At 68.4% G+C, this 23,915-nt stretch carries 21 protein-coding genes and 2 tRNA genes; 18 read left to right on the top strand and 5 right to left on the bottom strand.

All coding sequences use genetic code 11. From position 1 onward, the window contains the following. The first annotated feature begins 398 nt into the window (after positions 1-398). The 14 genes from thrS to AC3WXD_RS10325 all read left to right on the top strand — a co-directional run bounded on the left by thrS (position 399) and on the right by AC3WXD_RS10325 (position 10,929). Positions 399-2,306, top strand: a complete 1,908-nt coding sequence (thrS, locus tag AC3WXD_RS10390) for a threonine--tRNA ligase (protein WP_020206216.1) — start codon at positions 399-401, stop codon at positions 2,304-2,306. A gap of 45 nt (positions 2,307-2,351) precedes the next feature. Continuing rightward, complete coding sequence (infC, locus tag AC3WXD_RS10385) at positions 2,352-2,873, top strand: translation initiation factor IF-3 (RefSeq protein WP_081651578.1); 522 nt, start codon at positions 2,352-2,354, stop codon at positions 2,871-2,873. Between the two features lie 169 nt (positions 2,874-3,042). After that, positions 3,043-3,240 (top strand): 50S ribosomal protein L35, encoded by a 198-nt coding sequence (gene rpmI / locus AC3WXD_RS10380; RefSeq protein WP_006575466.1) that lies wholly within the window; start codon positions 3,043-3,045, stop codon positions 3,238-3,240. A 28-nt stretch (positions 3,241-3,268) separates the two neighbouring features. Further along, positions 3,269-3,625 carry a 50S ribosomal protein L20 gene (gene rplT, locus AC3WXD_RS10375; protein ID WP_029044285.1) on the top strand — a complete coding sequence of 119 codons (357 nt, stop codon included), beginning with the start codon at positions 3,269-3,271 and terminating at the stop codon, positions 3,623-3,625. A 332-nt stretch (positions 3,626-3,957) separates the two neighbouring features. Then, a complete protein-coding gene (pheS, locus tag AC3WXD_RS10370) occupies positions 3,958-4,983 on the top strand; it encodes a phenylalanine--tRNA ligase subunit alpha (RefSeq protein ID WP_196812941.1) in 1,026 nt (341 codons plus the stop codon). Between the two features lie 69 nt (positions 4,984-5,052). Then, on the top strand, positions 5,053-7,500 hold the full coding sequence (gene pheT, locus AC3WXD_RS10365) for a phenylalanine--tRNA ligase subunit beta (protein ID WP_454731390.1): 2,448 nt from the start codon (positions 5,053-5,055) through the stop codon (positions 7,498-7,500). Positions 7,501-7,585: 85 nt separating this feature from the next. After that, complete coding sequence (locus AC3WXD_RS10360) at positions 7,586-7,999, top strand: integration host factor subunit alpha (RefSeq protein WP_492323636.1); 414 nt, start codon at positions 7,586-7,588, stop codon at positions 7,997-7,999. A gap of 202 nt (positions 8,000-8,201) precedes the next feature. Continuing rightward, positions 8,202-8,633 carry a MerR family transcriptional regulator gene (locus AC3WXD_RS10355; RefSeq protein ID WP_029044283.1) on the top strand — a complete coding sequence of 144 codons (432 nt, stop codon included), beginning with the start codon at positions 8,202-8,204 and terminating at the stop codon, positions 8,631-8,633. 57 nt (positions 8,634-8,690) lie between these two features. Beyond that, positions 8,691-8,767, top strand: a tRNA-Pro gene (locus AC3WXD_RS10350). A 373-nt stretch (positions 8,768-9,140) separates the two neighbouring features. After that, positions 9,141-9,422, top strand: a complete 282-nt coding sequence (locus AC3WXD_RS10345) for a hypothetical protein (protein ID WP_020206208.1) — start codon at positions 9,141-9,143, stop codon at positions 9,420-9,422. A 33-nt stretch (positions 9,423-9,455) separates the two neighbouring features. Next, on the top strand, positions 9,456-9,698 hold the full coding sequence (locus AC3WXD_RS10340) for a hypothetical protein (protein WP_020206207.1): 243 nt from the start codon (positions 9,456-9,458) through the stop codon (positions 9,696-9,698). Positions 9,699-9,764: 66 nt separating this feature from the next. Further along, positions 9,765-10,016, top strand: coding sequence for a hypothetical protein (locus tag AC3WXD_RS10335; protein ID WP_454731394.1), 252 nt, complete (start codon positions 9,765-9,767; stop codon positions 10,014-10,016). Positions 10,017-10,090: 74 nt separating this feature from the next. Then, entirely contained in the window at positions 10,091-10,459 is a 369-nt protein-coding gene (locus AC3WXD_RS10330; protein ID WP_020206205.1) for a hypothetical protein, read from the top strand. 215 nt (positions 10,460-10,674) lie between these two features. Beyond that, entirely contained in the window at positions 10,675-10,929 is a 255-nt protein-coding gene (locus AC3WXD_RS10325; protein ID WP_020206204.1) for a hypothetical protein, read from the top strand. 19 nt (positions 10,930-10,948) lie between these two features. On the opposite strand, the gene AC3WXD_RS10320 is transcribed toward AC3WXD_RS10325, so the two are convergent. Together AC3WXD_RS10320 and AC3WXD_RS10315 are read right to left on the bottom strand one after the other, a co-directional pair. Beyond that, positions 10,949-11,554, bottom strand: coding sequence for a DUF2939 domain-containing protein (locus AC3WXD_RS10320; protein ID WP_492323635.1), 606 nt, complete (start codon positions 11,552-11,554; stop codon positions 10,949-10,951). Between the two features lie 151 nt (positions 11,555-11,705). After that, a complete protein-coding gene (locus tag AC3WXD_RS10315) occupies positions 11,706-16,643 on the bottom strand; it encodes an NAD-glutamate dehydrogenase (protein WP_492323634.1) in 4,938 nt (1,645 codons plus the stop codon). A gap of 345 nt (positions 16,644-16,988) precedes the next feature. Here AC3WXD_RS10315 and scpC point away from each other — a divergent pair, with 345 nt between their 5' ends. Further along, positions 16,989-18,500, top strand: a complete 1,512-nt coding sequence (gene scpC / locus AC3WXD_RS10310) for a succinyl-CoA:acetate CoA-transferase ScpC (RefSeq protein WP_020206201.1) — start codon at positions 16,989-16,991, stop codon at positions 18,498-18,500. Between the two features lie 453 nt (positions 18,501-18,953). Here the strand turns inward: scpC and AC3WXD_RS10305 are convergent, their stop codons facing one another. Both AC3WXD_RS10305 and AC3WXD_RS10300 read right to left on the bottom strand, forming a co-directional pair. Further along, positions 18,954-19,307 carry a hypothetical protein gene (locus AC3WXD_RS10305; RefSeq protein WP_020206199.1) on the bottom strand — a complete coding sequence of 118 codons (354 nt, stop codon included), beginning with the start codon at positions 19,305-19,307 and terminating at the stop codon, positions 18,954-18,956. Between the two features lie 238 nt (positions 19,308-19,545). Further along, a complete protein-coding gene (locus AC3WXD_RS10300) occupies positions 19,546-20,520 on the bottom strand; it encodes a Bug family tripartite tricarboxylate transporter substrate binding protein (RefSeq protein ID WP_059413118.1) in 975 nt (324 codons plus the stop codon). A 182-nt stretch (positions 20,521-20,702) separates the two neighbouring features. On the opposite strand from AC3WXD_RS10300, the gene AC3WXD_RS10295 reads away from it, so the two are divergent. Then, positions 20,703-20,960 carry a hypothetical protein gene (locus AC3WXD_RS10295; protein ID WP_492323633.1) on the top strand — a complete coding sequence of 86 codons (258 nt, stop codon included), beginning with the start codon at positions 20,703-20,705 and terminating at the stop codon, positions 20,958-20,960. A 6-nt stretch (positions 20,961-20,966) separates the two neighbouring features. On the opposite strand, the gene AC3WXD_RS10290 is transcribed toward AC3WXD_RS10295, so the two are convergent. Further along, positions 20,967-21,042: transfer RNA gene (locus tag AC3WXD_RS10290), tRNA-Lys, on the bottom strand. Positions 21,043-21,180: 138 nt separating this feature from the next. Between AC3WXD_RS10290 and AC3WXD_RS10285 the strand changes: the two genes are divergently transcribed. Then, entirely contained in the window at positions 21,181-22,089 is a 909-nt protein-coding gene (locus tag AC3WXD_RS10285) for a LysR substrate-binding domain-containing protein (protein WP_492323632.1), read from the top strand. A gap of 126 nt (positions 22,090-22,215) precedes the next feature. After that, on the top strand, positions 22,216-23,604 hold the full coding sequence (locus AC3WXD_RS10280; RefSeq protein WP_492323631.1) for an 8-oxoguanine deaminase: 1,389 nt from the start codon (positions 22,216-22,218) through the stop codon (positions 23,602-23,604). Positions 23,605-23,915: the final 311 nt, after the last annotated feature.

The following is a 23,915-nucleotide window of genomic DNA, read 5'->3' as shown; positions in this document are numbered from 1 at the left end:
CCTACCAAAAGCATTGCAGCAGGCAGTAACCCCGCAGTAGCGCAGTACCAATTCGCAGTACCCAGTTTCGCAGTACCGGTTCAACCCGCTCACAGGAACGGAAGGCGCCATGATGAAGACATCGCGAACTACTACCGCTAATTAGCGACAGTAGTCGAGGTGCGCCTTGATCCCGGTCCGGCCGGAGTTGAAATCGAGAAAAACGCAGCCTTGGCTGCGTTTTTTTTCGTCTGTCGCTCGTTAGCCGCCTGCTATGCTGCCGGTCGCCGGCCGATGCGACCGCGCGAAATCCCCGCTGCCTGGCCCGTGCCCCGCATGGCTGCCCGGTGCTACAAGATGCTTTTCATCCGCTTGCCGCCGCGCAGACGCCGGCGGGCGGATTCCTGATGAGGTGCAAGATGATCGCAATCACGCTGCCGGATGGTTCCCGCCGCGAGTTTCCCGGCCCGGTGACGGTCGCAGAAGTGGCGCAGAGCATTGGCGCCGGGCTGGCCAAGGCGGCCCTGGCCGGCAAGGTGGACGGCCGCATGGTCGACACCAGCTACCGGATCGAGCAGGACGCGAGCCTGGCCATCGTGACGGACAAGGACGCCGACGGCGTCGACGTGATCCGCCACTCGACGGCGCACTTGCTGGCCTACGCCGTCAAGGAGCTGTACCCGGACGCGCAGGTGACGATCGGCCCGGTGATCGAGAACGGCTTCTACTACGACTTCTCGTACAAGCGCCCCTTCACGCCCGAGGACCTCGCCGCCATCGAGAAGAAGATGGCCGAGCTCGCGAAGAAGGACGAGCAGGTGACGCGCGAAGTCTGGAGCCGCGACGAGGCCGTGAAGCTGTTCGAGTCGATGGGCGAGAAGTACAAGGCCGAGATCATCGCGTCGATTCCGCAGGACCAGGAAATCGGCCTGTACCGCGAAGGCAAGTTCGTCGACCTGTGCCGCGGCCCGCACGTGCCGTCCACGGGCAAGCTCAAGGTCTTCAAGCTGATGAAGGTGGCCGGCGCCTACTGGCGCGGCGACGCCAAGAACGAGATGCTCCAGCGCATCTACGGCACGGCCTGGGCCAGGAAGGAAGACCAGGAAGCCTACCTGCACATGCTCGAGGAAGCCGAGAAGCGCGACCACCGCAAGCTGGGCAAGCTGCTCGACCTGTTCCACCTGCAGGAAGAGGCGCCCGGCATGGTGTTCTGGCATCCGAAGGGCTGGCAGGTGTGGCAGGCCGTGGAGCAGTACATGCGCGGCCGCCTGACGCAGGCCGGCTACGAGGAAGTGCGCACGCCGCAGGTGATGGACCGTTCGCTGTGGGAGAAGTCGGGCCACTGGCAGAACTACAAGGAAAATATGTTCGTCACGGAGTCGGAAAAGCGCGACTACGCGATCAAGCCGATGAACTGCCCGGGCCACGTGCAGATCTTCAACCACGGCCTGCGCTCCTACCGCGACCTGCCGCTGCGCCTGGCCGAGTTCGGTGCCTGCCACCGCAACGAGCCCTCGGGCGCGCTGCACGGCCTGATGCGCGTGCGCGGCTTTGTGCAGGACGATGCGCACATCTTCTGCACGGAAGAGCAGATCGTGGCCGAGGCCAAGGCCTTCAACGAACTGGCCTTCTCGGTCTATGACGATTTCGGCTTCAAGGACGTGGCGGTCAAGCTGTCGCTGCGCCCCGACCAGCGCGCCGGCTCGGACGAGGTCTGGGACCACGCCGAGGAAGGCCTGCGCCTGGCGCTGCGCGCCTGCGGCGTGGAGTGGGAGGAACTGCCGGGCGAGGGCGCTTTCTACGGCCCGAAGGTGGAGTACCACATCAAGGACGCGATCGGCCGCTCGTGGCAGTGCGGCACGCTGCAGCTCGACCTGGTGCTGCCGGAGCGCCTGGGCGCCGAATACGTCTCCGAGGACAACGCGCGCAAGCGCCCGGTGATGCTGCACCGGGCCATCCTGGGCTCGTTCGAGCGTTTCCTGGGCATCCTGCTGGAGAATCACGCCGGCGCGCTGCCCGCGTGGCTGGCGCCGGAACAGGTCATCGTGATGAATATTGCCGACTCGCAGGCGGAATATGCCGAAAACGTCGTGCAATCACTGCTAAAACAAGGATTTAGGGCCAAGGCGGATTTGCGTAACGAGAAAATTACGTATAAAATCCGCGAGCATTCCCTTCAGAAGATTCCCTACCTGCTGGTAGTGGGCGACAAGGAGCGGGATGCCAATCAAGTGGCCGTGCGTGCCCGTGGCAATGCGGATCTGGGTGTGATGCCCGTTTCCGCGTTTGTGGAGCGTCTGCAACAGGACGTTGCCAGCAAAGCCTGATGGGATGAGCACGGCTTGTTTTTTGTCTTCTTGAGGTAACGCAACATCGCTACAGACAAAGGTCATCGCATCAACCGCGAAATCAGCGCACCCGAATTGCGCCTGGTCGGGGTTGATAATGAGCAGCTCGGCATCGTCAAGTTCATGGACGCGCTTCGCCTGGCTGAGGATAAGGACTTGGACTTGGTGGAGATCGCGCCGACCGCGGTGCCGCCGGTTGCCCGTATCATGGACTACGGCAAGTTCAAGTACGAGGAAGCCAAGCGCGCGCACGACGCCAAGCTGAAGCAGAAGATCATCCAGGTCAAGGAAGTCAAGTTCCGGCCGGGTACGGATGACGGCGACTACAACGTCAAGCTGCGCAACCTGAAGCGGTTCCTGGAAGACGGCGACAAGACCAAGATCACGCTGCGCTTCCGCGGCCGTGAGATGGCGCACCAGGAAATCGGCGCGCGTGTGCTCGAACGCCTGAAGGCGGACCTGGAAGAAGTCGGCCAGGTCGAGCAGATGCCGAAGATGGAAGGGCGCCAGATGGTGATGGTGCTGGCTCCCAAGAAGAAGAAGTAAGATTCTGCGCGTCGCCGCGGCCAGGTGGAGAATTCCGCCGGGCGCGGCGGTGCGCGAATACGGCGCGGACAGCCCCTCGTGGCGCCGCGCAACAACAAGTGGATGCGGGTCATGCAAGCGTCGGCGCCAGCCGGCCACCTGCATGCATGTCATAGAGCTGGAGTTTTTCATGCCGAAGATGAAGACCAAGAAAAGCGCTTCCAAGCGCTTTACTGCGCGTCCGAACGGTTCGTTCAAGCGTGGCCAGGCCTTCAAGCGTCACATCCTGACCAAGAAGACCACCAAGAACAAGCGTCAACTGCGCGGCACCCAGGACGTCCATGAGACGAACCTGAAGTCCGTTCGCGCAATGATGCCCTACGCATAACCCCTAACGAAAACGAAAGGAGCATTTCATGCCTCGAGTCAAGCGTGGGGTCACTGCACGGGCCCGCCACAAGAAAGTCATCGACGCTGCCAAGGGTTTCCGCGGCCGTCGCAATAACGTCTACCGCATCGCCAAGCAGGCGGTCATGCGTGCCGGCCAGTACGCGTACCGCGATCGCCGCAACAAGAAGCGCGTGTTCCGCGCGCTCTGGATTGCGCGTATCAATGCCGCGACGCGCGAGCATGGCCTGACCTACAGCGTGTTCATGAACGGTCTGAAGAAGGCCTCGATTGAACTGGACCGCAAGGTGCTGTCGGACATGGCCATCCATGACAAGCCTGCCTTTGCCGCCATCGTCAACCAGGTGAAAGCCTCCGTTGCCTGATGCCGGCTCCGGCCCGGCGCGCTAGCTGCGCGGCGGGCCGGGGGCAAGCACCGACCGCAAGGTCGACAGCATCTCCACCGGATTCGCGTCCGGCGGACCTGCAAGAACGGGGCTCCTCACCGAGCCCCGTTTTCATTTCGAATGCCGTTTGTGTCTTCTTGCGTGCCCGCCGGCCAGGCGGGCGCGGCGGGCGAGACGGCATCCGAAACGAGCCCCGCGCCGCTCCCGGTGCCGCGCGGGGCCCGGCACCCACATCGCACCTAGTGCCAACCCACGCCCGGGCCCTTCCCGTGACCCGGACGCCAAATTTATCGCCGACCGCCGCCATGTCTCTGGATCCGGATCAAATCGTCGCCGACGCCCAGGCCGCCTTCGCCGCCGCCAACGACAACGCCTCGCTGGAAAACGAAAAAGCCCGCTTTCTCGGCAAGACCGGCGCGCTCACCGAGCTGCTCAAGAGCCTCGGCAAGCTCGACCCGGAGGCGCGCAAGAGCGAAGGCGCGCGCATCAACCAGGCCAAGCAGCAGGTCGAGGCCGCGCTCAACGCGCGCCGCCAGGCGCTGGCCGACGCGCTGATGAACGCGCGGCTGGCCGCCGAGGCCATCGACGTCACGCTGCCCGGGCGCGCCGTGGCGCGCGGCAGCCTGCACCCGGTGATGCGCACCTGGGAGCGCGTCGAGCAGATCTTCGGCTCGGTCGGCTTCGACGTGGCCGACGGCCCCGAGATCGAGACCGACTGGATGAACTTCACCGCGCTGAACAACCCGGACAACCATCCGGCGCGCTCGATGCAGGACACCTTCTACGTGGACGGCCGCGACAGCGAGGGCAAGCTCCTGCTGCTGCGCACCCACACCAGCCCGATGCAGGTCCGCTACGCGCGCATGCACGTGGAGAAGTACAAGGGCCGCGCGATGCCGCCGATCAAGGTGATCTGCCCGGGCCGCACGTACCGCGTCGACAGCGACGCCACGCACTCGCCGATGTTCAACCAGGTCGAGGGCCTGTGGATCGGCGAGGACGTGAGCTTCGCCGACCTGAAGGGCGTGTACACCGACTTTCTGCGCAAGTTCTTCGAGCGCGACGACATCCAGGTGCGCTTCCGCCCGTCGTACTTCCCGTTTACCGAGCCGTCGGCGGAAATCGACATGGCTTTCGGCAACGGCAGATGGCTGGAGATCTCCGGCTCGGGCCAGGTGCACCCGAACGTGCTGCGCAACATGGGGCTGGACCCCGAGCGCTACATCGGCTTCGCCTTCGGCTCCGGCCTCGAACGCCTGACCATGCTCCGCTACGGCATCAACGACCTGCGCCTGTTCTTCGAAGGCGACGCGCGTTTCCTGCGCCAGTTCGCCTGAGGCGCCCGCGCGCCAGAGCCTAACGTCACCGACTCAACAGAACAGAATACTTACCGGATCAGAAGCGCCATGCAATTCTCGGAATCCTGGCTTCGCAGTTTCGTCAATCCCGACAAGGTCACCACCGACGCGCTCTCGCACAGCCTGACCATGGCCGGGCTGGAGGTGGAAGAGGTCGGCCCGGTCGCGCCGCCGTTCGACAAGGTGGTGGTGGCCCGCGTGCTCGCCACCGAGCGCCATCCCAACGCCGACCGCCTCAACGTCTGCCAGGTCGATGCCGGCACCGGCCAGACGCTGCAGATCGTGTGCGGCGCGCCCAACGTGGCGCCCGGCATCCTGGTGCCGTGCGCGCTGGTCGGCGCGGTGCTGCCGCCGGCCGAGGCGGGCGGCAAGCCGTTCGAGATCAAGGTCGGCAAGCTGCGCGGCGTGGACAGCTTCGGCATGCTGTGCTCGGCGCGCGAGCTCAAGCTGTCGGAAGACCACGGCGGCCTGATGATCCTGCCGCCGGACGCGCCGGTCGGGCAGGACATCCGCCAGTACCTGGACCTCGACGACCAGGTCTTCGTCATCAAGCTCACGCCCAACAAGGCGGACTGCCTGTCGATCCACGGCGTGGCGCGCGAAGTCGCCGCGCTCACCGGCGCCGCGCTGACGCTGCCGGAGATGACGCCGGTCGCGGTGACGCTGGCCGACAAGCTGCCGGTCAAGGTGTCGGCGCCCGACCTGTGCGGCCGCTTCTCCGGCCGCGTGATCCGCGGCGTGAACGCGCGCGCGGCCACGCCGGCCTGGATGGTGCAGCGCCTCGAGCGTGCCGGCCAGCGCAGCATCTCCGCGCTGGTGGACATCTCCAACTACGTGATGCTCGAGCTGGGCCGCCCCTCGCACGTGTTCGACCTGGACAAGATCCACGGCGGGCTCGACGTGCGCTGGGGCCGCAAGGGCGAGCAGCTCAAGCTGCTCAACGGCAACACCGTGGAGCTCGACGAGCAGGTCGGCGTGATCGCCGACGACAAGGAAATCGAGAGCCTGGCCGGCATCATGGGCGGCGACAGCACCGCGGTCTCGCTCGACACTGCCAACATCTACCTCGAAGCCGCGTTCTGGTGGCCCGAGGCGATCCAGGGCCGCTCGCGCCGCTACAACTTCGCCACCGACGCGGGCCACCGCTTCGAGCGCGGCGTGGACTACGCCACCACGGTCGAGCACATCGAGCGCATCAGCGCGCTGATTCTCGAGATCTGCGGCGGCCAGGCCGGCCCGGTCGACGACCAGATCGTCAACCTGCCGCAGCGCAAGCCGGTGCGCCTGCGCGTGGCGCGCGCCGAGCGCGTGCTCGGCATCGCGCTGTCGTCGGCGGAAATCACCGACGTGTTCCAGCGCCTGCGGCTGCAGTTCACGCGCGAGCAGGGCGCCGACGGCGAAGTGTTCGTGGTGACGCCGCCGAGCTACCGCTTCGACATCGAGATCGAGGAAGACCTGATCGAGGAAGTCGCGCGCATCTACGGCTTCGAGCGCATCCCGGCGCGCCCGCCGGTGGCCGAGAGCGAGATGCGCCCGACCGGCGAGGCGCGCCGCTCCAACCACGTGGTGCGCCACGCGATCGCCGCGCGCGACTACCAGGAAGTGATCAACTTCGCCTTCGTCGAAGAGAAGTGGGAACGCGACTTCGCCGCCAACGACAACCCGATCCGCCTGCTCAACCCGATCGCCAGCCAGCTTGCCGTGATGCGCTCGACGCTGATCGGCGGCCTGCTCGACAAGGTGCGCTACAACCTCAACCGCAAGGCCTCGCGCGTGCGCCTGTTCGAGGTCGGCCGCGTGTTCCACCGCGACGCGTCGGTGGCGGACGGCGGCCTGACCGTGGCGGGCTATCGCCAGCCGCTGGTGGCCGGCGGCATCGCCTACGGCCCGGCCTTCGAGGAACAGTGGGGCGTGGCCACGCGCCCGGTGGACTTCTTCGACGTCAAGGGCGACGTCGAGGCGCTGCTGCATCCGCGCGTGGCGCGCTTCGAGCCGGTCTCGCATCCGGCGCTGCACCCGGGCCGCGCCGCGCAGGTGCTGATCGACGGCAAGCCGGCCGGCGTGATCGGCGAACTGCATCCGCGCTGGCTGCAGGAATACGAGCTCAGCCAGGCGCCGGTGGTGTTCGAGCTGGACCTGCAGGCGCTGCGCGAAGTGGGGCTGCCGGGCTACACCGAAATCTCCAGGTTCCCGGCCGCGGTGCGCGACCTCGCGCTGGTGGTGAAGCAGGCCGTGCGCGTGCAGGACCTGCTCGACACCATGCGCGCGGCGCTCGAAAAACAGGGCTACGGGCGCTACTGCCAGAGCCTCGCGCTGTTCGACGAGTTCCGCCCGAAGGCCGCTTCCGCGGCCATCGGCGCGGACGAGAAAAGCCTTGCGTTCCGCCTGACCTTGCAAGATACTGGGGCGACCCTCCAGGACGAAACCGTCGACAGCGCGGTGCGCTGCATGGTCGAAGCCGCGGGCGCTGCCTTCCAGGCGCGGCTGCGCGGCTGAACCAGCGGGCACGCCGGCTGGCGTGACGACATGACAATGGAGCGCCCGGACATCCGCATCCGGGCGGATCGCACACTGAATGACAATGAACGATCGACACGCGCATCTCATGGCCGCAGCAATGGGTGAGGCAGGCGACCGGCAGGCAGCATCGCTCGACGACGAGGCCACCGACGCCCGCGCCGCCGAGGTACCCACGCTCACCAAGGCCGAGCTCGCCGAAATGCTGTTCGACCAGGTCGGTCTCAACAAGCGCGAATCCAAGGACATGGTCGAGGCCTTCTTCGACGTGATTCGCGAAGCGCTGGAACACGGCGACAGCGTCAAGCTGTCCGGCTTCGGCAACTTCCAGTTGCGCGACAAGCCGCAACGCCCCGGGCGCAATCCCAAGACCGGCGAGATCATTCCCATTACCGCGCGGCGCGTGGTGACGTTCCATGCCAGCCAGAAGCTCAAGGCGCTGGTGGAGGAACGCGCCGGCATCGCGGTGCCGGGCTGACGCCGCGAACTGGCGTCGCGCGTTCACGTCGCCGGTTGACGCCGGTTTGCCAGCCGCGCCGCCAGTCGCTATCCTGCTCATCTGTCCGTCGTTTCGATTGCCGCTTCGGTTGCCGTACCGAATCGCCCCGCGTGCCCGCGCACCTGTCCGCGCGGGCATGCCAACCACTGCCGGCACGGCCTGAAGCCCGCCCATTCACCGTATGTCGGAAAGACCCAGCGAACGCATTTCGTTGCCGCCGATTCCCGCCAAGCGCTACTTCACCATCGGCGAAGTCAGCGAGCTTTGCGCTGTCAAGCCGCACGTGCTGCGGTACTGGGAGCAGGAATTCACGCAGCTCAAGCCGGTCAAGCGGCGCGGCAACCGGCGCTACTACCAGCACCATGAAGTCCTGCTGATCCGCCGCATCCGCGACCTGCTGTACGAGCAGGGCTTCACCATCAACGGCGCGCGCAACCGCCTCGACGAAGGGCGGCAGCACGGTCATGCGCCGGCCGAGGAAGAACAGGCCGCGGTCGCGGCGGCGGCCGACGAGGCGCCGGTCTTCTCGCTCGACATCAACAACCTGCGCAATGAGCTGGTGGAAGTCCAGCACCTGCTCGCGCAGCTTCGGCAGATCGCGCGGCACCAGTAAAAAGTGCATCAAGGGTCTAGCCAGCGAGCAAATGCTTCTGATATAATCTTTTTCTTTCGGGGCGTAGCGCAGCCTGGTAGCGTACCTGCATGGGGTGCAGGTGGTCGGAGGTTCAAATCCTCTCGCCCCGACCAGTATCATGAGAAACCCGCACAGTGAAGACTGTGCGGGTTTTTTCTTTTTGTCCGCGCTTCTTTTTGCATCCGCAAAATGTTCGAATATCCGCAATACCCGCGCATCGGTCAATTTACGTAATTGCCGGGCCATTGCCGCGAAGGATCGAAGCCATGTCGTCATGGCCGGAAAAACATCGGCACTTTGCGCGAACGCGGGCAGATGATCGGGTTTGTAGTGCTCCGGCGCTGACTCTACAATCAAGGCGTGGCCGCGCGCTCTGCATGTCTTGCGGAACAGACGTTTGTTCGCTGCAGGCGCCGGCATCGCCGCGGCCTTTTTTCGCGGCATCGGGTTTCCGCAGCATCCGGTCGCAACGACGAGGAGTGGACGATGGCCAAACGCGAACGCTCTGCACGGGCCTTGCAGGACGAGGTGAGCCGGCGCATCCAGCGTATCGACGACATCATCGAGGACGGCGCGAAGGTGCGCGTGCCGTTGCCGCAGGCGCAGCCGCGCGACGCGCGCGGGCGCAACTGGGACATGAAGGCGTTCGGCAATGCCAGCGGCTTCGAGAAGAGCATCCGCATCGTGGTGGACAAGGCGCGCGACGAATTCGACCTGGCCGAGTTGCCGGGCCAGGGCGCGGCCGACCCGTTCGGCGGCGCTTCGTGAAGCGGCCGCCGGCGGCCTCGTTGGAGTAACGGCATGCAGGCTTGCGATCCCTGCCATCTGCTCGTCGGCGCGCCGGCCTCGGTGCTGCCGCACGAGAACCTGGCCGCGTCCGGCGCGGGCGCGCTCGGCCTGGAGATCAACTCGCGCTGGGTGGACCGGCCGTGGCACTGCACGGTGTGCGGCGCGTGGATGTTCCAGAACGCGGCCCACGGCGACCCGCCCAATGTCTGGCGCATGGGGCGGCGCCCGCACGAGCGGCCGCTGGAGTGTGTCTGACCCGCTGCCGGCGCCGCGCTCCCGTTGCGCCGCGGCATGCTACGATGCCCGGCAAAGGGAGACATCATGAGCGAATCGAGAACGCTGCACTACCGCGGCCACGTGGTCCTGATCTCGGTGCAGCAGCACGCGCGCGGCTGCCTGGTGAGCGCGTCGATCGTGCGGGAGGGCAAGGGGGAGGTGCGCAATCCTTCGCCGCTGCAGTCGTGGATGGGCCATGAGCAGGGCGATCTGCTGGCGGTGGCGGACCGTGCCCAGGCGCGCGCCTGCCGCCTGATCGATGCCACGGTGGACCATGTTGCCTATGCGGCGGACTGAGCGGCGGTGCCGCGCGCGCCAGAAGTTTTGCGTCCCGGCCTACATGGCGGCGGGTCGCGGTCGTTAATCGGGGTATGAACTCATTCGATGCATCCGAAAAGGGCGCGGCCAACGCCGACGCCATAGGCTGGGGTTCGTCGCCGCCACACGTGCTGGCGGCCGTGCTCAACACCGCCCTGGCCGCCGAGGACCTGCACGGCTTCGCCGCGCTGCTGTCCGACATGGCGCGCGACCGCGGCCTCAAGGGCACGCGCGGTGCCCACCAGTCCATCTACGACATGCCGTACGCCAGCCTGCTGCCGCGCCAGCAGCATCTGCTGGCGGATGCGTTCGAGCTGCTGATCCGCCTCGGGCTGGAACTGCAGCCACGCCGCCCGCGCGTGCTGGGCGACGGCCCGGCCGACCTGCTGGTACGCGGCAGCCACGACATTCCCCCCACCTGAGGCGGCCGGCACCGCTGGCAGAACCGCCGCGCCGCATGCTAGCATCACGCAAAAATCAGGGGGGCCTCCAGCCCTGACCGATCAGATCGCCGCAAGACGGCGACACGCTGCCCGTGCCGAAGCCGATCGCGGCCGGACAGCCTTGCTGGCACCGGCCGCCCGCGCACGGCCGTGTTGTCCGAGGGGAGCGATCACGAGTCTTGGAGGTATGTGTGATGGACGAAGACGAACCTTTCGGGGTTGTGTTCGAGGATTTCCGCGTCATCTGGGTGGCCGAACGCCTGCAGGACGGCACCTGGACGGCGCGCTACTGCTGGCACCCGGGCACCTCCGAGGCTTCTGCCAAGGCCTTGCAGGCCGCGGTGCTGAGCGGCAAGTCCAAGCGCCTGCTGGGCGAATTCCGCAGCGAGGAAGAGACCGTCGCGGCCATCAAGGCCGCGGTGCTGCTCGAGGCCAAGTGGGTGCGCTGAGCCGGCCGCCTCCCGCGCGCTAGCGCGCGGGCAAGGCGACGTCCGGCAAGGCGATGCGGCTCCATTTCCAGCGCCACAGGCCGTCGCGCGTGAGGCCGATGACGATGCGCTCGCCGTTGTCCTTCGTGGCCGACGCCTCGACCGTGTTCAGGCCGCGGTAGGACAGCGCATACCTGATCGCGTCCTTCGCGGCTTCGCGCTTCGGTGCGCTGTCTTCCGCGCCCGGCGAGTCCTGCCGCGGGGCGGGGGCGGATGCCGGCGGCGCCGAAGGTGCCGAAGGCGCGGCGGCGGGCTTCTCGCCGGCCATCAGCGCCATCACGCCGGCCGGCGACACCATCGTGTCGATCATGGTGTGGATGACGGCCTGGCCGATGGCCTGGCCGATGCCGGCCAGCGGCGTGTCGCGCAGGGCCGGCGCCGCGCCGAGCTTCTGCTGCAGCGACGCGGTCAGTTGCTCCTTGAGGTTTTCGCGCAGGGCGGGGTAGTCGACGTAGCGCGAGAACTTGTCGGCATCGTGCGCCTGGATGGCCGCGCGCATCTGGTAGAGCGTCCAGTAGGGGCTGGCATAGCTGGTGGCGGCGACGGCGAGCGCCGCCGCGATTGCGGTCTTGAGGGTTCGGTTCATCGCGGGTCCGGTTGGCGCCGCCGCGGAAGGCGGCGGGCGCGATGCGCCCATTGTCCCCAAAGCCCGGCGCTCGCGTCCAGCTTCCGCGCGGCGCCGCCTGCCCGGATGTCCTCAACGTCCCAACGCCCGAGCGCCCGAATGCCCGATCGTCCTAGCAGCCGGGCTGGCTGCGCTCGAGCAGCCCGATCTCGCGGATCGCCACCGACAGCATCGACAAGCCCGCCGCGCCCGAGGCGCGCTGGTCCGCCAGCATGCGCGAGAAGCGCTCGATCTGGGCTTGCCGGCCGTTGCGCCAGGCTTCGATCAGTTTCTCCGTGGTGTCCAGCTCCACCGGCTGCGACAGCACGCTCACGGTCAGTGCGCGCTTGAGGCGGCCCAGGTCTTCCAGCGCCGTGGTGCGCGCCAGCAGGTCCCAGTGGCTGTCGGCGGGCAGGGCCTGGGCGCGCTCGCGCAGCCAGCCGAAGCTGAACTCGGTGTCGAGCGCGAAGTAGACGCTGGCCACCAGCGCCAGGCCGCGCTGCGTGGCGGCCGCCACGTCGGCGATGTCGAGCGCGGCCGCGCAGATTTCCCCGGCGGCCACGCGCAGCGCCAGCGCGTCGTCCACGCCGGCCTGCGCTAGCGCCTGGCGCCGCTCGGCCAGCGCCGCCGCCTCGGGCGCGGCCAGCAGCGCCGGCAACTGCGGCGTGAGCCAGGCCGCGGCCTCGGCGTAGCGCGCGCTTTCGCCGCCGTCCTGGCCGCCGCCGGCGCGCGCATGGCGCAGGAACCAGAGGCTGGCGTGCTCCAGCAGCCGGCCCACGGCGGCGAACATGCGCGCCTGCACTTCGTCGTCGACGCGGTTGTCGAGCGCGTCGATCTCGGCCCACAGCGGCTCCAGCCCGAACACGTCGCGGCCGATCAGGCAGGCGCGCACGATGTCCGCGGGGCCCGCGTCGGTCTCTTCCAGCATGCGGTGGACGAAGGTGGCGCCGGCGCGGTTGACCAGCGTGTTGGTCAGGTGCGTGGACAGGATCTCGCGCCGCAGCGGGTGGCGCAGCATGGCCTCGGCATGCCGCTCGCGCAGCGGCCGCGGGAAGTAGGCCGGCAGCAGGCCCGCCACCAGCGGGTCCTCGGGCAGGCTCGATGCGAGCAGTTCGTCGTACAGCCACATCTTGCTGTAGGCCAGCAGCACCGCGCGCTCGGGCGAGGTCAGGCCCAGCCCGGCCGCCTTGCGCTCGACCACTTCCTCGTCGGCGGGCAGGAACTCCAGCGCGCGCTTGAGGCGCCCGGCGCGCTCCAGCCAGTGGATCAGGCGCGCTTCCTGGTCGAGCAGCGCGGCGGCGCCGCGGCCGGCCACCGAGAGTGCCTGGGTCTGGTAGTAGTTATCCTCCAGCACCAGCAGGCCGACTTCGTCGGTCATCTCCGCCAGTTGCTTGTTGCGCTGCTTCTCGGTCATCTCGCCGTCGGACACCGCCAGGCCGAGCAGGATCTTGATGTTGACCTCGTGGTCGGAGCAGTCCACGCCGGCGGAATTGTCGATCGCGTCGGTGTTGATGCGCCCGCCGTGCAGCGCGAACTCGATGCGCCCGAGCTGGGTGAAGCCGAGGTTGCCGCCTTCGCCCACCACCTTGCAGCGCAGTTCGGCGCCGTTGACGCGCACCGCGTCGTTGCTGCGGTCGCCGACCTGCGCATGCGTCTCGCGGCTGGACTTGACGTAGGTGCCGATGCCGCCGTTGTAGAGCAGGTCGACCGGCGCCAGCAGGATCGCGTGGACCAGGTCGGCCGGCGACAGCGCCGCGGCGCTGGTGCCCAGGCAGGCCTGCACCTCGGGCGTGAGCGCGATGGCCTTGGCGGTGCGCGGGAACACGCCGCCGCCGGCCGAGATCAGGCTGGCGTCGTAGTCGGCCCAGCTCGAGCGCGGCAGCGCGAACAGGCGCTGGCGCTCGCGCAGGCTGGCGGCCGGGTCGGGCGCGGGGTCGAGGAAGATGTGGCGGTGGTCGAAGGCCGCCACCAGCCGGATGTGCGGCGACAGCAGCATGCCGTTGCCGAACACGTCGCCGGACATGTCGCCGACGCCGGCCACGGTGAAATCGGTGGACTGGATGTCGATGCCCATCTCGCGGAAATGGCGCTTGACCGATTCCCACGCGCCGCGCGCCGTGATGGCCATCTTCTTGTGGTCGTAGCCGACCGAGCCGCCCGAGGCGAAGGCGTCGCCGAGCCAGAAGCCATATTCGGCGGAGATCGCGTTGGCGTAGTCGGAGAAGCTCGCGGTGCCCTTGTCGGCGGCCACCACCAGATAGGGGTCGTCGCCGTCGTCGCGCACCACCTCGGGCGGCGGCACCAGCGCGCCGGCGACGCGGTTGTCGGTCACGTCGAGCAGGCCGCGCAGGAAGGTCTGGTAGCAGGCGATGCCTTCCTGCAGCACCGCGTCGCGGTCGCCGGCGGGCGGCAGGCGCTTGACCACGAAGCCGCCCTTGCTGCCGACCGGCACGATCACGGTGTTCTTGACCATCTGCGCCTTCATCAGGCCGAGCACCTCGGTGCGGAAGTCCTCGCGCCGGTCCGACCAGCGCAGGCCGCCGCGCGCCACCGGGCCGCCGCGCAGGTGCACGCCTTCGACGCGCGGCGAGTAGACCCAGATCTCGAACATCGGGCGCGGCTCGGGCAGGCCCGGCACGCGGGCCGGGTCGAACTTGAACGACAGGCACGGGCGCGGCCCGCCGTCGGCGCCGTGGCGGAAATAGTTGGTGCGCACGGTGGCGTTGATGACGCCGAGGAACAGCCGCAGGATGCGGTCTTCGTCCAGGTTCGGCACCTGGTCGAGCGCGCCGCCGATGGCCTGCAGCAGCCGCTCGCAGTGCGCCGCGCGCGCGGCCTCGGTGGCCGGGTCGAAGCGCGCCGCGAATAGCGCCACCAGTTGCGCGGCGATGGCCGGGTTGCCGGTCAGCGCGCGCTCGATGTAGGCGTCGCTGAAGGTCGAGCCGACCTGGCGCAGATAGCGCGCATAGGCGCGCAGGATGGTGACGTCGCGCGCGGCGAGCCCGGCGCGCAGCACCAGGCGGTTGAAATTGTCGTTCTCGATCTCGCCGTTCCAGGCGCGCGCGAAGGCATCCTCGAACAGCGCCTTGATGCGCTCGATGTCGGCGCCGAGGTCGGCACCGGCGCCGGCGGCCACGCCGTCGGCCATCTCGAGCCCGAAGTCGTGCACCCAGACCGGCGCCGCGCCGCTGGGCTCGATCAGGTAGGGCCGCTCTTCGTCCACGCGCACGCCGAGATGCTCCAGCATGGGCAGGCTCAGCGACAGCGCGATCGGCTCGCGCGCGCGGTAGACCTTGAAGCGGAACGCGCCGGGCGCGGCCTCGATGGGCCGGTACAGGTTCATGGCCACGCCGCCGCTGGCCAGCGCGGCCTCCATCAGCTCGATGTCGCGCACCGCGGTGCGGGCCGGATAGTCCTCGCGGTAGCCGGCCGGGAACGCATCGCCGTAGCGGCGCAGCAGGCGGTTGCCCTGTTCCTCGCCGTTGCTGTCGAGCAGCGCGGCGGCGAGGTCGTCCTGCCAGCGGCGCGCGGCCTGCACGATGCGCGCCTCGAGCTCGGCCGGGTCGACCTCGGGCATGGTGCCGGGCTCGCCGCGCACGATGAGCTGGATGCGCGCCAGCGGCGACTCCGACAACTGCGGCGTGAACTCGCAGCCATTGCCGTGGAACGCGGTCATCAGCAGCTTCTGGATGCGCTGGCGCAGGTCGGTGTTGTACTTGTCGCGCGGCACGAACACCAGGCAGGAGACGAAGCGGTCGAAGCGGTCGCGGCGCACGAACAGGCGGATGCGCTGGTGCTCCTGCAGGCGCAGGATGCCCAGCGCGATGTCGGCCAGCTCGTCCTCGTCGGCCTGGAACAGTTCGTCGCGCGGATACTGCTCGAGGATGGTCACCAGCGACTTGTACAGGTGGCCCTTGGTCAGGAAGCCCGCGCGCGCCAGGACGTTGGCGAACTTGCGCCGCACCAGCGGGATCTCCGCGCACGACATCATGTAGGCGGTGGAGGTGTAGAGCCCGACGAAGCGGCGCTCGCCGAACAGCTTGCCGTTGGCGTCGACCAGCTTGACGCCGATGTAGTCCAGGTAGCCGGGCCGGTGCACGGTCGCGCGCGAGTTGGCCTTGGTGACGAAGATCGGCGAGCTGCCCTCGATCACGCTGCTGGCGGCCGCCGGCAGCTCGGTGAGCGCGCCGGCCTCCGCCGGGCGCAGGCTCTCGCGCAGGATGCCGGCGCCGGACCCGGCCACGCCGCGCAGGTAGAAGCGGCCGTCCCGGGTGATCAGTTCGTAGTCGCGCTGCCCGAGGAAGGTGAAGTGGTCGTCGAGCATCCATTGCAGGAAGGCGCAGGCTTCCTGGGTCTCCGGCTGGCGGCCGTGCGGGGGCTGGGCCAGCGTCTCGACGGTGGCGGCGGCGGTGGCGGTCATGCCGGGCCAGTCCTCGACCGCGGCGCGCACGTCGCCGAGCACGCGCGCGATGCCGTTGCGCAGCGCTTCCTGCGTGGCGGCGTCGCCGCAGCGGTCGACCTCGAAGTGGATGAACGATTCCAGCCGCGGCCCGCCCGCGGCTGGCGTGTCCGCCGCTGTGTCCGCCGCTGTGTTCGCCGCTGTGTTCGCCGGCGGTGCGCCGGCCTCGCCGTCGCCGGGCAGCGCGACCCTGGCGATGCTGCCGTCGGCCTCACGCCAGACCCGGAACACCGGGTGGATGGCGGAGTGCAGGGCCAGCCCGAGCCGGTTGATCTCCATCGTCACCGAATCCACCAGGAACGGCATGTCGTCGTTGACGATCTCCACCACGGAGTGGTCGGAATGCCAGCCGTGCTGCTCCAGGTTGGGGTTGTAGACCCGCAGCCGGGCGCTGCCGGAGACGAAGCGCTGCGCGGTCTGCCAGTGCGCCATCACCGCGCCGTACAGGTCGGCCACTTCCCGCTGCAGCAGGTCGTCGGCGTCGGCCAGGTCGTAGTAGTGCCGCAGGAACGGCTCCGCCCTGGCGAACATGTCGCCGGGCAGGCGCCCCTGGGCGAACTGCATCAGGTCGGCCAGCAACCGGGCCAGTCGCGTTTCGCTTTCCGCCAGCATGGTGTCTCCCCGGGGTCGTTTCGGCAGGTCCATGCGCGCCGGGCCCGCGCGGCGCCGTGGTGCGGTGCCGGGCCGGGGGCGGCATGAGCCTGCTAACTACTGTAGAGCATAAAGAGGCGCGCGGCGTGTCAGTCGTGTGATGGCCGGGTGGCGCCGGGGCAGGTATGAATTTAGCGACTAGGATCCATGACTTTATATCGCCGCTGGAATATGTCCGCTCTGGCTACACTGCTTATCTGCGCCTTACCGTCGGGTAGCCAGCGCGAGCCGGACGGGGGGCAAGGCCCATCCACGGCGTGCGCCAGCCAGCGGCCGGTCGGGGCAGGTTTCATGGAGACATATAAGATGTACAAGGAACGAATCCGGCTGGCCAGCCTCCTCGACAAGATCATGCCGGCGGATGCCGCCGCCGCGCTGATCCGGGATGGCATGACCGTGGGCATGAGCGGCTTTACCCGGGCCGGCGACTGCAAGGCGGTGCCGGAGGCGCTGGCCCGGCGCGCGGCGACCGAGCCACTGCGCATCACCTTGATGACCGGCGCCTCGCTGGGCAACGACACCGACAAGATCCTGGCCGAGGCCAACGTGCTGGCGCGGCGCCTGCCGTTCCAGGTCGACCCGACCCTGCGGCGCAAGATCAACGCCGGCGAAGTGATGTTCATCGACCAGCATCTGTCCGAGACCGTGGAGCAGTTGCGCGGCCGCCAGATCGCGCCGGTGGACGTGGCGGTGGTGGAGGCGGCGGCCATCACCGAGAGCGGCGGCATCGTGCCGACCACCTCGGTGGGCAATTCCGCCAGCTTCGCCATGCAGGCCGAGAAGGTCATCGTCGAGATCAACCTCAACATGCCGGCCGAGCTGGAAGGCCTGCACGACATTTATCTGCCCACGCCGCGCCCCGGCCGCGAGCCGATCCCGCTGACCGCGGTGGACCAGCGCATCGGCCTGACCTACATCCCGGTGGACCCGGCCAGGATCGCCGCCATCGTCATCACGCAGAAGGACGACAGCCCGTCCAGCGCGCTGCCGCCCGACCAGGACACCCGGCAGATCGCCGGGCACCTCAACGAATTCCTGCTGCACGAGGTCCGCGCGGGCCGGCTGGCGCCGTCGCTGCAGCCGCTGCAGGCCGGCATCGGCACCATCGCCAACGCGGTGCTGCACGGCCTGGTCGATTCGCCGTTCCGCGACCTGAAGATGTATTCGGAGGTGCTGCAGGACAGCACCATCGAGCTGCTGGACGCGGGCCGGCTGAGTTTCGCCTCGGCCTCCTCGGTGACGCTGAGCGGCCCGGTCTATGCGCGCTTCCTGGCGGACTTGGCGCGCTACCGCTCGCGCGTGATCCTGCGCCCGCAGGAGATCAGCAACCATCCGGAGCTGGTGCGCCGGCTGGGCCTGATCACCATCAACACGGCGCTGGAGTGCGACATCTACGGCAACGTGAATTCCACGCACGTGGGCGGCACGCACATGATGAACGGCATCGGCGGCTCCGGCGACTTCGCGCGCAACGCGCATATCTCGGTGTTCGTCACCAAGTCGGTGGCCAAGGCGGGCGCGATCTCCAGCATCGTGCCGATGGTCTCGCACGTGGACCATACCGAGCACGATGTCGACGTCATCGTGACCGAGCACGGCCTGGCCGACCTGCGCGGCCTGGCGCCGCGCGAGCGCGCGCAGCAGATCATCGCCAATTGCGCGGACCCGCTCTACCGCGACCTGCTGCAGGACTACGTGACGCGCGCCGGACGGCGCGGCGGCCAGACGCCGCACCTGATCGAGGAAGCGCTGGCCTGGCACGCGCGCCTGCGCGAGCAGGGCACCATGAGCGCCACCCCGGCGCTGGCGGCGGCCTGAGCGCCTGATGGCCCGGGCGGCGGGGCGGACGCGCGCCGCGCCGTTCCGCCGTCTTGCGCTGGCTGCTATCCCTTGAAGATCAGCACCGCCAGGACGAGGGAGGAAGCCATGAGTATCAGGACATCGAGCATGATGGTCTCCACGGAAGGAGCGGGGCCGGGAGGCAAAGCCGCGGGCGCGATCGCGGGCGAGGATGCGCGTACGGGCGCGGCCACAGCCTGACGGGACGCCGCGTGGCTGCCTGTCGGCGGCCTTTCTGCAGCCTTCCTGCTGCTTTCCAGTTTTCCTGCCGGGATATATCTCACACTTCGCCACGCGGCGTCATCCGCGCGATGGCGTTTCAAGCGGGCGTTGCAATCTCGGCTATGCCGATGCTGCCGCCGGGGACGCGCGCGGACGGTGCGCTGGCGCACCATCCGCGGCAATGCCCGCGCAATGCGGGCAGGCTGGCGATTACTGCTTGGGCGCGGCCTTGGCGCCGTCGGTGTACGGGTCGAACTTGCCCGACTTGGCACCATCGGTGTACGGATCGGGCTTGCCGGACTTGGCGCCGTCCGTATAGGGATCAGCCTTCTTCTTGGCGCCGTCCGCGCTCAGATTGGACTTGGTCGACTTCTTCGCGCCATCGGTATACGGATCGAACTTGCCGGATTTGGCCGCGTTCTTGTTCGGATCGCCCTTGTTGGTGTGGGCGCCGCCATACAGGTCGCCACCATCGGTGTAGTTCTTCTGGGCGTGCGCCAGCTGCGCGCCCCCGAAAGCGGTCACGGCGACGATCATCAGAGCGGATACGGTCTTGTTGCGCATTGCTTGTCCTCATGGGTTTGGCCGTGGGCAGGGGGCACGGCCGTCGTACTGGTTGTCTGACCCGGTTACTTTACCGACTCGGGAGGGCCCTGCGATGTCAATTTCCTTCCCGTTATATTGAAGCACCAAGGACGGGTACGAATACTGCGCCAGATCAAGTGGTGCGGCATGGCAACAACAGGCGGGCGGCAAGGGCCGGCGGCCCCCCGCCGCATCGGGCCGGGGGCCGCCGCGAGGCTTACTCGAGCGTGATGTTCTGGTCGTGCGCGATCTTCTTGCGCAGTTCCAGTTCGCGCTTGATCTGCGCGGCGTACTGCTGCGGCGTGTTGCCGTCGGGATAGGCCCCGCTTTCGGCCAGCCGGCGCTTGACGTTGGGGTCCTGCAGCGTCTTCACGGCAGCGTCGTGCACCTTGGCGATGACGGCGGCCGGCGTGTTGGCGGGCGCCACCAGGCCATACCAGGCCATGTTGTTCATGTCCTTCATGCCGGCCTCGGCGAAAGTCGGCACGTCGGGCAGGCCTTCCACGCGCTTGGGCGCGGCCACCGCCAGCGCGCGCAGCTTGCCGGCCTGGATGTGCGGCATCGACGAGGGCAGGTTGTCGAACTGGCCGCTGACCTGGCCGGCCAGCGTGTCGTTCAGCGCCGGGCCCGAGCCGCGGTAGGGGACGTGGACCATGTCGGTCTTGGTCAAGAACTTGAACAGCTCGCCGTCCAGATGCGAAATGCTGCCCTTGCCGGCCGAGGCGTAGCTGTACTTGCCGGGGTTGGCCTTCACCAGCGCGACGAATTCCTGCACGGTCTTGGCCGGCACCTTCGGGTTGACCGTCAGCACGTTCGGCACATTGACCAGGTTGGTGATCGGCGCGAAGTCCTTGAGCGGGTCGTAGGGGTTGCGGGCGTTGGTGGCCGGGTTGGTGGCCATCGTGCTGACCGTGGCGATGCCGAGCGTGTAGCCGTCCGGCGCGGACTTGGCCAGTGCATCGGCGCCGATCGCGCCGCCGCCGCCGCCGCGGTTTTCCACCACCACGGGCTGGCCCAGTTCGCGGCCGATGCCGTCGGCCACCGAGCGCGCCACGATGTCGGTGGTGCCGCCCGCGGCGAACGGCACGATGAGGCGGATCGGCTTGGTGGGATAGCTTTGCGCCATCGCGCCCTGGCACAGGCCGAACAGGGCCAGGCAGGCTGCACTGCTGATTTTCAGGACTGCTTTCAAGAGAGGCTCCGAAGATTCCAGGTTGGCTTGCGGGTGCGGCAACGGAGGCGCGGGCATGGCGGGTTCCCGTGTCTGGTCCCGTCTTGTTGTTGTGATTCCCTGCTGGCTTGCCGCAGTGTTCCGGGCGGCAGGGCGCGCCCGGATTTGCCGAAGCGACCGGAGTTGTTCCGTGATGCGGAACTATGTTCCGCGATGTGCTTCAGGTGCAATTCAACCGTGAAAGCGGGCGGGGCGGAATCAGTATCAACCCGGTATCAAGTTGGCGGAAATCCGGTATTCACCCGGGGCCGCCGCGGCCGGGAATCGACACGGCAAGCCGCGGCCCGCGTGAAAATCGAAGCGGACAAGCGCGTGGGGAAAGCGTGGGGAAAGAAAAGGAAGGGGAAATGAAAAGCGGAAAAGAAAAAAGCCGGGAGCATTTCTGCTACCGGCTTCTTTGAATTCGCTGGTGGGGCGTGAGTGACTCGAACACTCGACCTACGGATTAAGAGTCCGCTGCTCTACCAACTGAGCTAACGCCCCAACGAAGTCAAAAATTATATCAAGGCATTTTCGATTGCGCAATAGCTGCGTGCATTTTCTTGTGAATCCGATGACGGGGCGGCGGCTACAATGCGCTCGTTCCGGCCATCGCCAGTCCCCGCACACGGAGAACCCTTCATGCATGCCAGAGTCCTGCGCTACCTCGACGAGGTGGTGAGCCGCGGCTCGATCCGCCAGGCCGCGCTGCACCTGCATGTGGCGCCGACCGCGATCAACCGGCAGATCCTGGATCTGGAGGCCGAGCTGGGCGCGCCCTTGTTCGAGCGCATCAACAAGCGGCTGCGGCTCACGCCGCTCGGCAAGATGGTGCTGGCCCACGTGCGCCAGACCCTGCGCGAGCACGAGCTGCTGCGCAGCCGGATCGAGGCCGTCAAGGGCATGCGCCAGGGCGAGGTCACGGTCGCCACCACGGCCGGCCTGGCCGGCTCGCTGATGCCGTCGCTGGTGCATGGTTTCCGCCAGCAGTACCCGGGCATCCTGGTGCGCCTGCTCGACCTGCCGGTGGCGGAAATCGCCGCCGCCGTCGAGCGTGGCGACGCCGACCTCGGCCTGGGCTACGACCTGCCCGACGTGGCCGCATTCCGCATCCTCGCCGGCAGCGACTGGCCGGTCGGCGCGGTGGTGGCGCCGGGCCACGTGCTGGCGGCGCAGCCGTCGGCGCTGCTGGCCGAATGCCTGGCGTGGCCGGTGATCCTGCCCGCGCCCTCGATGTCGCTGCGCGGCCTGCTCGACGAAGGCTTCGCGCGTGCGGGGCTGGCGGTCCTGGCGGCCACGGAGACGACCTCGACCGCGCTGATGCGCAGCCTGGTCATGCTCGGCGACGGCATCGCCTTTCTCAATCCGCTCGACGTGCTCGACGAACGCGCGCGCGGCACGCTCGCGTGGCTGCCGCTGCGCGACGGCAACCTGCCGCGCCAGACCCTGCGGCTGGTGGCGCGGGCGCGCGGCGAGCCAGGCGCGGCCGCCGGCCTGATGGCCGGGCGCATCGGCGCCGCGCTGGCCGAGGTGTTCGGCGCGGCGCGCTAGCCCGCAAATCTCCGGCCGGCGCTGTGCTGATTTTGCGCACAGCATCGGCGCAATTCGATGCTTTGCCGGGCGCGGCCGGCGCCGTAGACTGCCCGGGCCTTCCACAACCGCTCCGGAGATGCCGCCATGCCGCTGATCCTGCTCCACGCCGACGTGCTCGTGACGATGGACGAACGGCGCCGCGAGATCGCCGACGGCGCGCTGGTGGCGCAAGGCCCGGCCATCGAATGGGTCGGCGCCAGCGCGGACCTGCCGCCGCAGTACCGCCGCCTGATCGACGAGGGGCGGGCCGAGGTGCTCGACATGCGCGGCCATGTGGTCACGCCGGGCCTGGTCAACACGCATCACCACATGTACCAGAGCCTCACGCGCGCGGTGCCGGCGGCGCAGGACGCCGAGCTGTTCTCCTGGCTGGGCAGCCTCTACCTGCTGTGGTCGCACCTGACGCCGGAGATGATCGATGTCTCCACGCGCACCGCGATGGCCGAGCTGATGCTGTCGGGCTGCACCACCACCAGCGACCATCTCTATCTTTACCCCAACGGCGCGCGCCTCGACGACGCCATCGCGGCGGCGGCGGACATGGGCATGCGCTTCCATGCCGCGCGCGGCTCGATGAGCGTCGGCCGCAGCAAGGGCGGCCTGCCGCCCGACTCGGTGGTGGAAGAGGAGGGCGCCATCCTTGCCGACAGCCAGCGGCTGATCGAGCGGTATCACGATGCCTCGCGCCACGCCATGCTGCGCGTGGTGGTGGCGCCGTGCTCGCCGTTTTCCGTGTCGCGCGACCTGATGCGCGAGTCGGCGCGGCTGGCGCGCAGCTACGGCGTGTCGATGCACACCCATCTGGCCGAGAACGACAACGACATCGCCTATTCGCGCGAGCGCTTCGGCCTGACGCCGGCGCAGTACGCCGAGGCACTCGGCTGGGTCGGTCCCGACGTGTGGCACGCGCACTGCGTGAAGCTCGACGGCGACGGCATCGCGCTGTTCGCGCGCACCGGCACCGGCGTGGCCCATTGCCCGTGCAGCAACATGCGGCTGGCGTCGGGCATCGCCCCGGTGCGCGCGATGCGCGACGCGGGCGTGCCGGTCGGGCTGGGCGTGGACGGCAGCGCTTCCAACGACGGCGCCCACATGCTCGGCGAGGCGCGCCAGGCCATGCTGCTGCAGCGCGTGGGCTACGGCCCCGCGGCCATGAGCGCGCGCGAGGCGCTGGAGATCGCCACGCTGGGCGGCGCGCGCGTGCTCGGGCGCGACGACATCGGCGCGCTGGCGCCCGGCATGTCGGCCGACTTCGTTGCCTTCGACATGCGCGCGGTCGCCTACGCCGGCGCCGGCCACGACCCGGTGGCGGCGCTGGTCTTCTGCACGCCCGGCAATGTTGCCGCCAGCGTCATCAACGGCAAGGTGGTGGTGCGCGGCGGCGAGCTGCTGAGCGCGGAGTTGCCGCGCGTGCTGGCGCGGCACCGCGGCCTGGCGCGCGCGCTGTTCGAGCGCGCCGCCGCGCCGGCGTAAGCCTGCGCGGCGGGCGCCGCGCGCGCAGGACCGGAATGCCACGTGCGCGCGACCCCACTCGAGTGGGGCAGCATCATGTTTCCCATGTATTCACACTTGTCCCCGGGACGTTCCCCGAACGCCCCTGACCCTTCCCGAGCCCGCAGACCCGCGGGCTTTTTTTTGCGCGCGAGGATGGCGTGCCGAGATGCCGCGGCGGCCGATCGTGCCGATGACATCTGTCACATTGATGCGGTATCAATGTCGGGACGACGCAGACACCGAAGCGGACAAGAGGCGCGCGCAGCGGCAACGAAAAAACGGGGAAAAGC

Source organism: Cupriavidus sp. FW216-B1, from assembly GCF_058789195.1.
Note: the sequence above shows the minus strand (reverse complement) of the source record. Positions and strands in the feature narration are given on the sequence as shown.

Bases quoted from the DNA above. Each gene is read 5' to 3' on its own strand.
- AC3WXD_RS10355 (WP_029044283.1), top strand. From the start codon at position 8,202: ATGTCGGAAAGACCCAGCGAACGCATTTCGTTGCCGCCGATTCCCGCC.
- AC3WXD_RS10330 (WP_020206205.1), top strand. From the start codon at position 10,091: ATGAACTCATTCGATGCATCCGAAAAGGGCGCGGCCAACGCCGACGCC.
- rplT (WP_029044285.1), top strand. From the start codon at position 3,269: ATGCCTCGAGTCAAGCGTGGGGTCACTGCACGGGCCCGCCACAAGAAA.
- AC3WXD_RS10345 (WP_020206208.1), top strand. From the start codon at position 9,141: ATGGCCAAACGCGAACGCTCTGCACGGGCCTTGCAGGACGAGGTGAGC.
- scpC (WP_020206201.1), top strand. From the start codon at position 16,989: ATGTACAAGGAACGAATCCGGCTGGCCAGCCTCCTCGACAAGATCATG.
- AC3WXD_RS10280 (WP_492323631.1), top strand. From the start codon at position 22,216: ATGCCGCTGATCCTGCTCCACGCCGACGTGCTCGTGACGATGGACGAA.
- AC3WXD_RS10305 (WP_020206199.1), bottom strand. From the start codon at position 19,307: ATGCGCAACAAGACCGTATCCGCTCTGATGATCGTCGCCGTGACCGCT.
- AC3WXD_RS10335 (WP_454731394.1), top strand. From the start codon at position 9,765: ATGAGCGAATCGAGAACGCTGCACTACCGCGGCCACGTGGTCCTGATC.
- rpmI (WP_006575466.1), top strand. From the start codon at position 3,043: ATGCCGAAGATGAAGACCAAGAAAAGCGCTTCCAAGCGCTTTACTGCG.
- thrS (WP_020206216.1), top strand. From the start codon at position 399: ATGATCGCAATCACGCTGCCGGATGGTTCCCGCCGCGAGTTTCCCGGC.
- AC3WXD_RS10340 (WP_020206207.1), top strand. From the start codon at position 9,456: ATGCAGGCTTGCGATCCCTGCCATCTGCTCGTCGGCGCGCCGGCCTCG.
- AC3WXD_RS10320 (WP_492323635.1), bottom strand. From the start codon at position 11,554: ATGAACCGAACCCTCAAGACCGCAATCGCGGCGGCGCTCGCCGTCGCC.
- pheT (WP_454731390.1), top strand. From the start codon at position 5,053: ATGCAATTCTCGGAATCCTGGCTTCGCAGTTTCGTCAATCCCGACAAG.
- AC3WXD_RS10315 (WP_492323634.1), bottom strand. From the start codon at position 16,643: ATGCTGGCGGAAAGCGAAACGCGACTGGCCCGGTTGCTGGCCGACCTG.
- AC3WXD_RS10360 (WP_492323636.1), top strand. From the start codon at position 7,586: ATGAACGATCGACACGCGCATCTCATGGCCGCAGCAATGGGTGAGGCA.
- AC3WXD_RS10285 (WP_492323632.1), top strand. From the start codon at position 21,181: ATGCATGCCAGAGTCCTGCGCTACCTCGACGAGGTGGTGAGCCGCGGC.
- AC3WXD_RS10325 (WP_020206204.1), top strand. From the start codon at position 10,675: ATGGACGAAGACGAACCTTTCGGGGTTGTGTTCGAGGATTTCCGCGTC.
- AC3WXD_RS10295 (WP_492323633.1), top strand. From the start codon at position 20,703: ATGTTCCGCGATGTGCTTCAGGTGCAATTCAACCGTGAAAGCGGGCGG.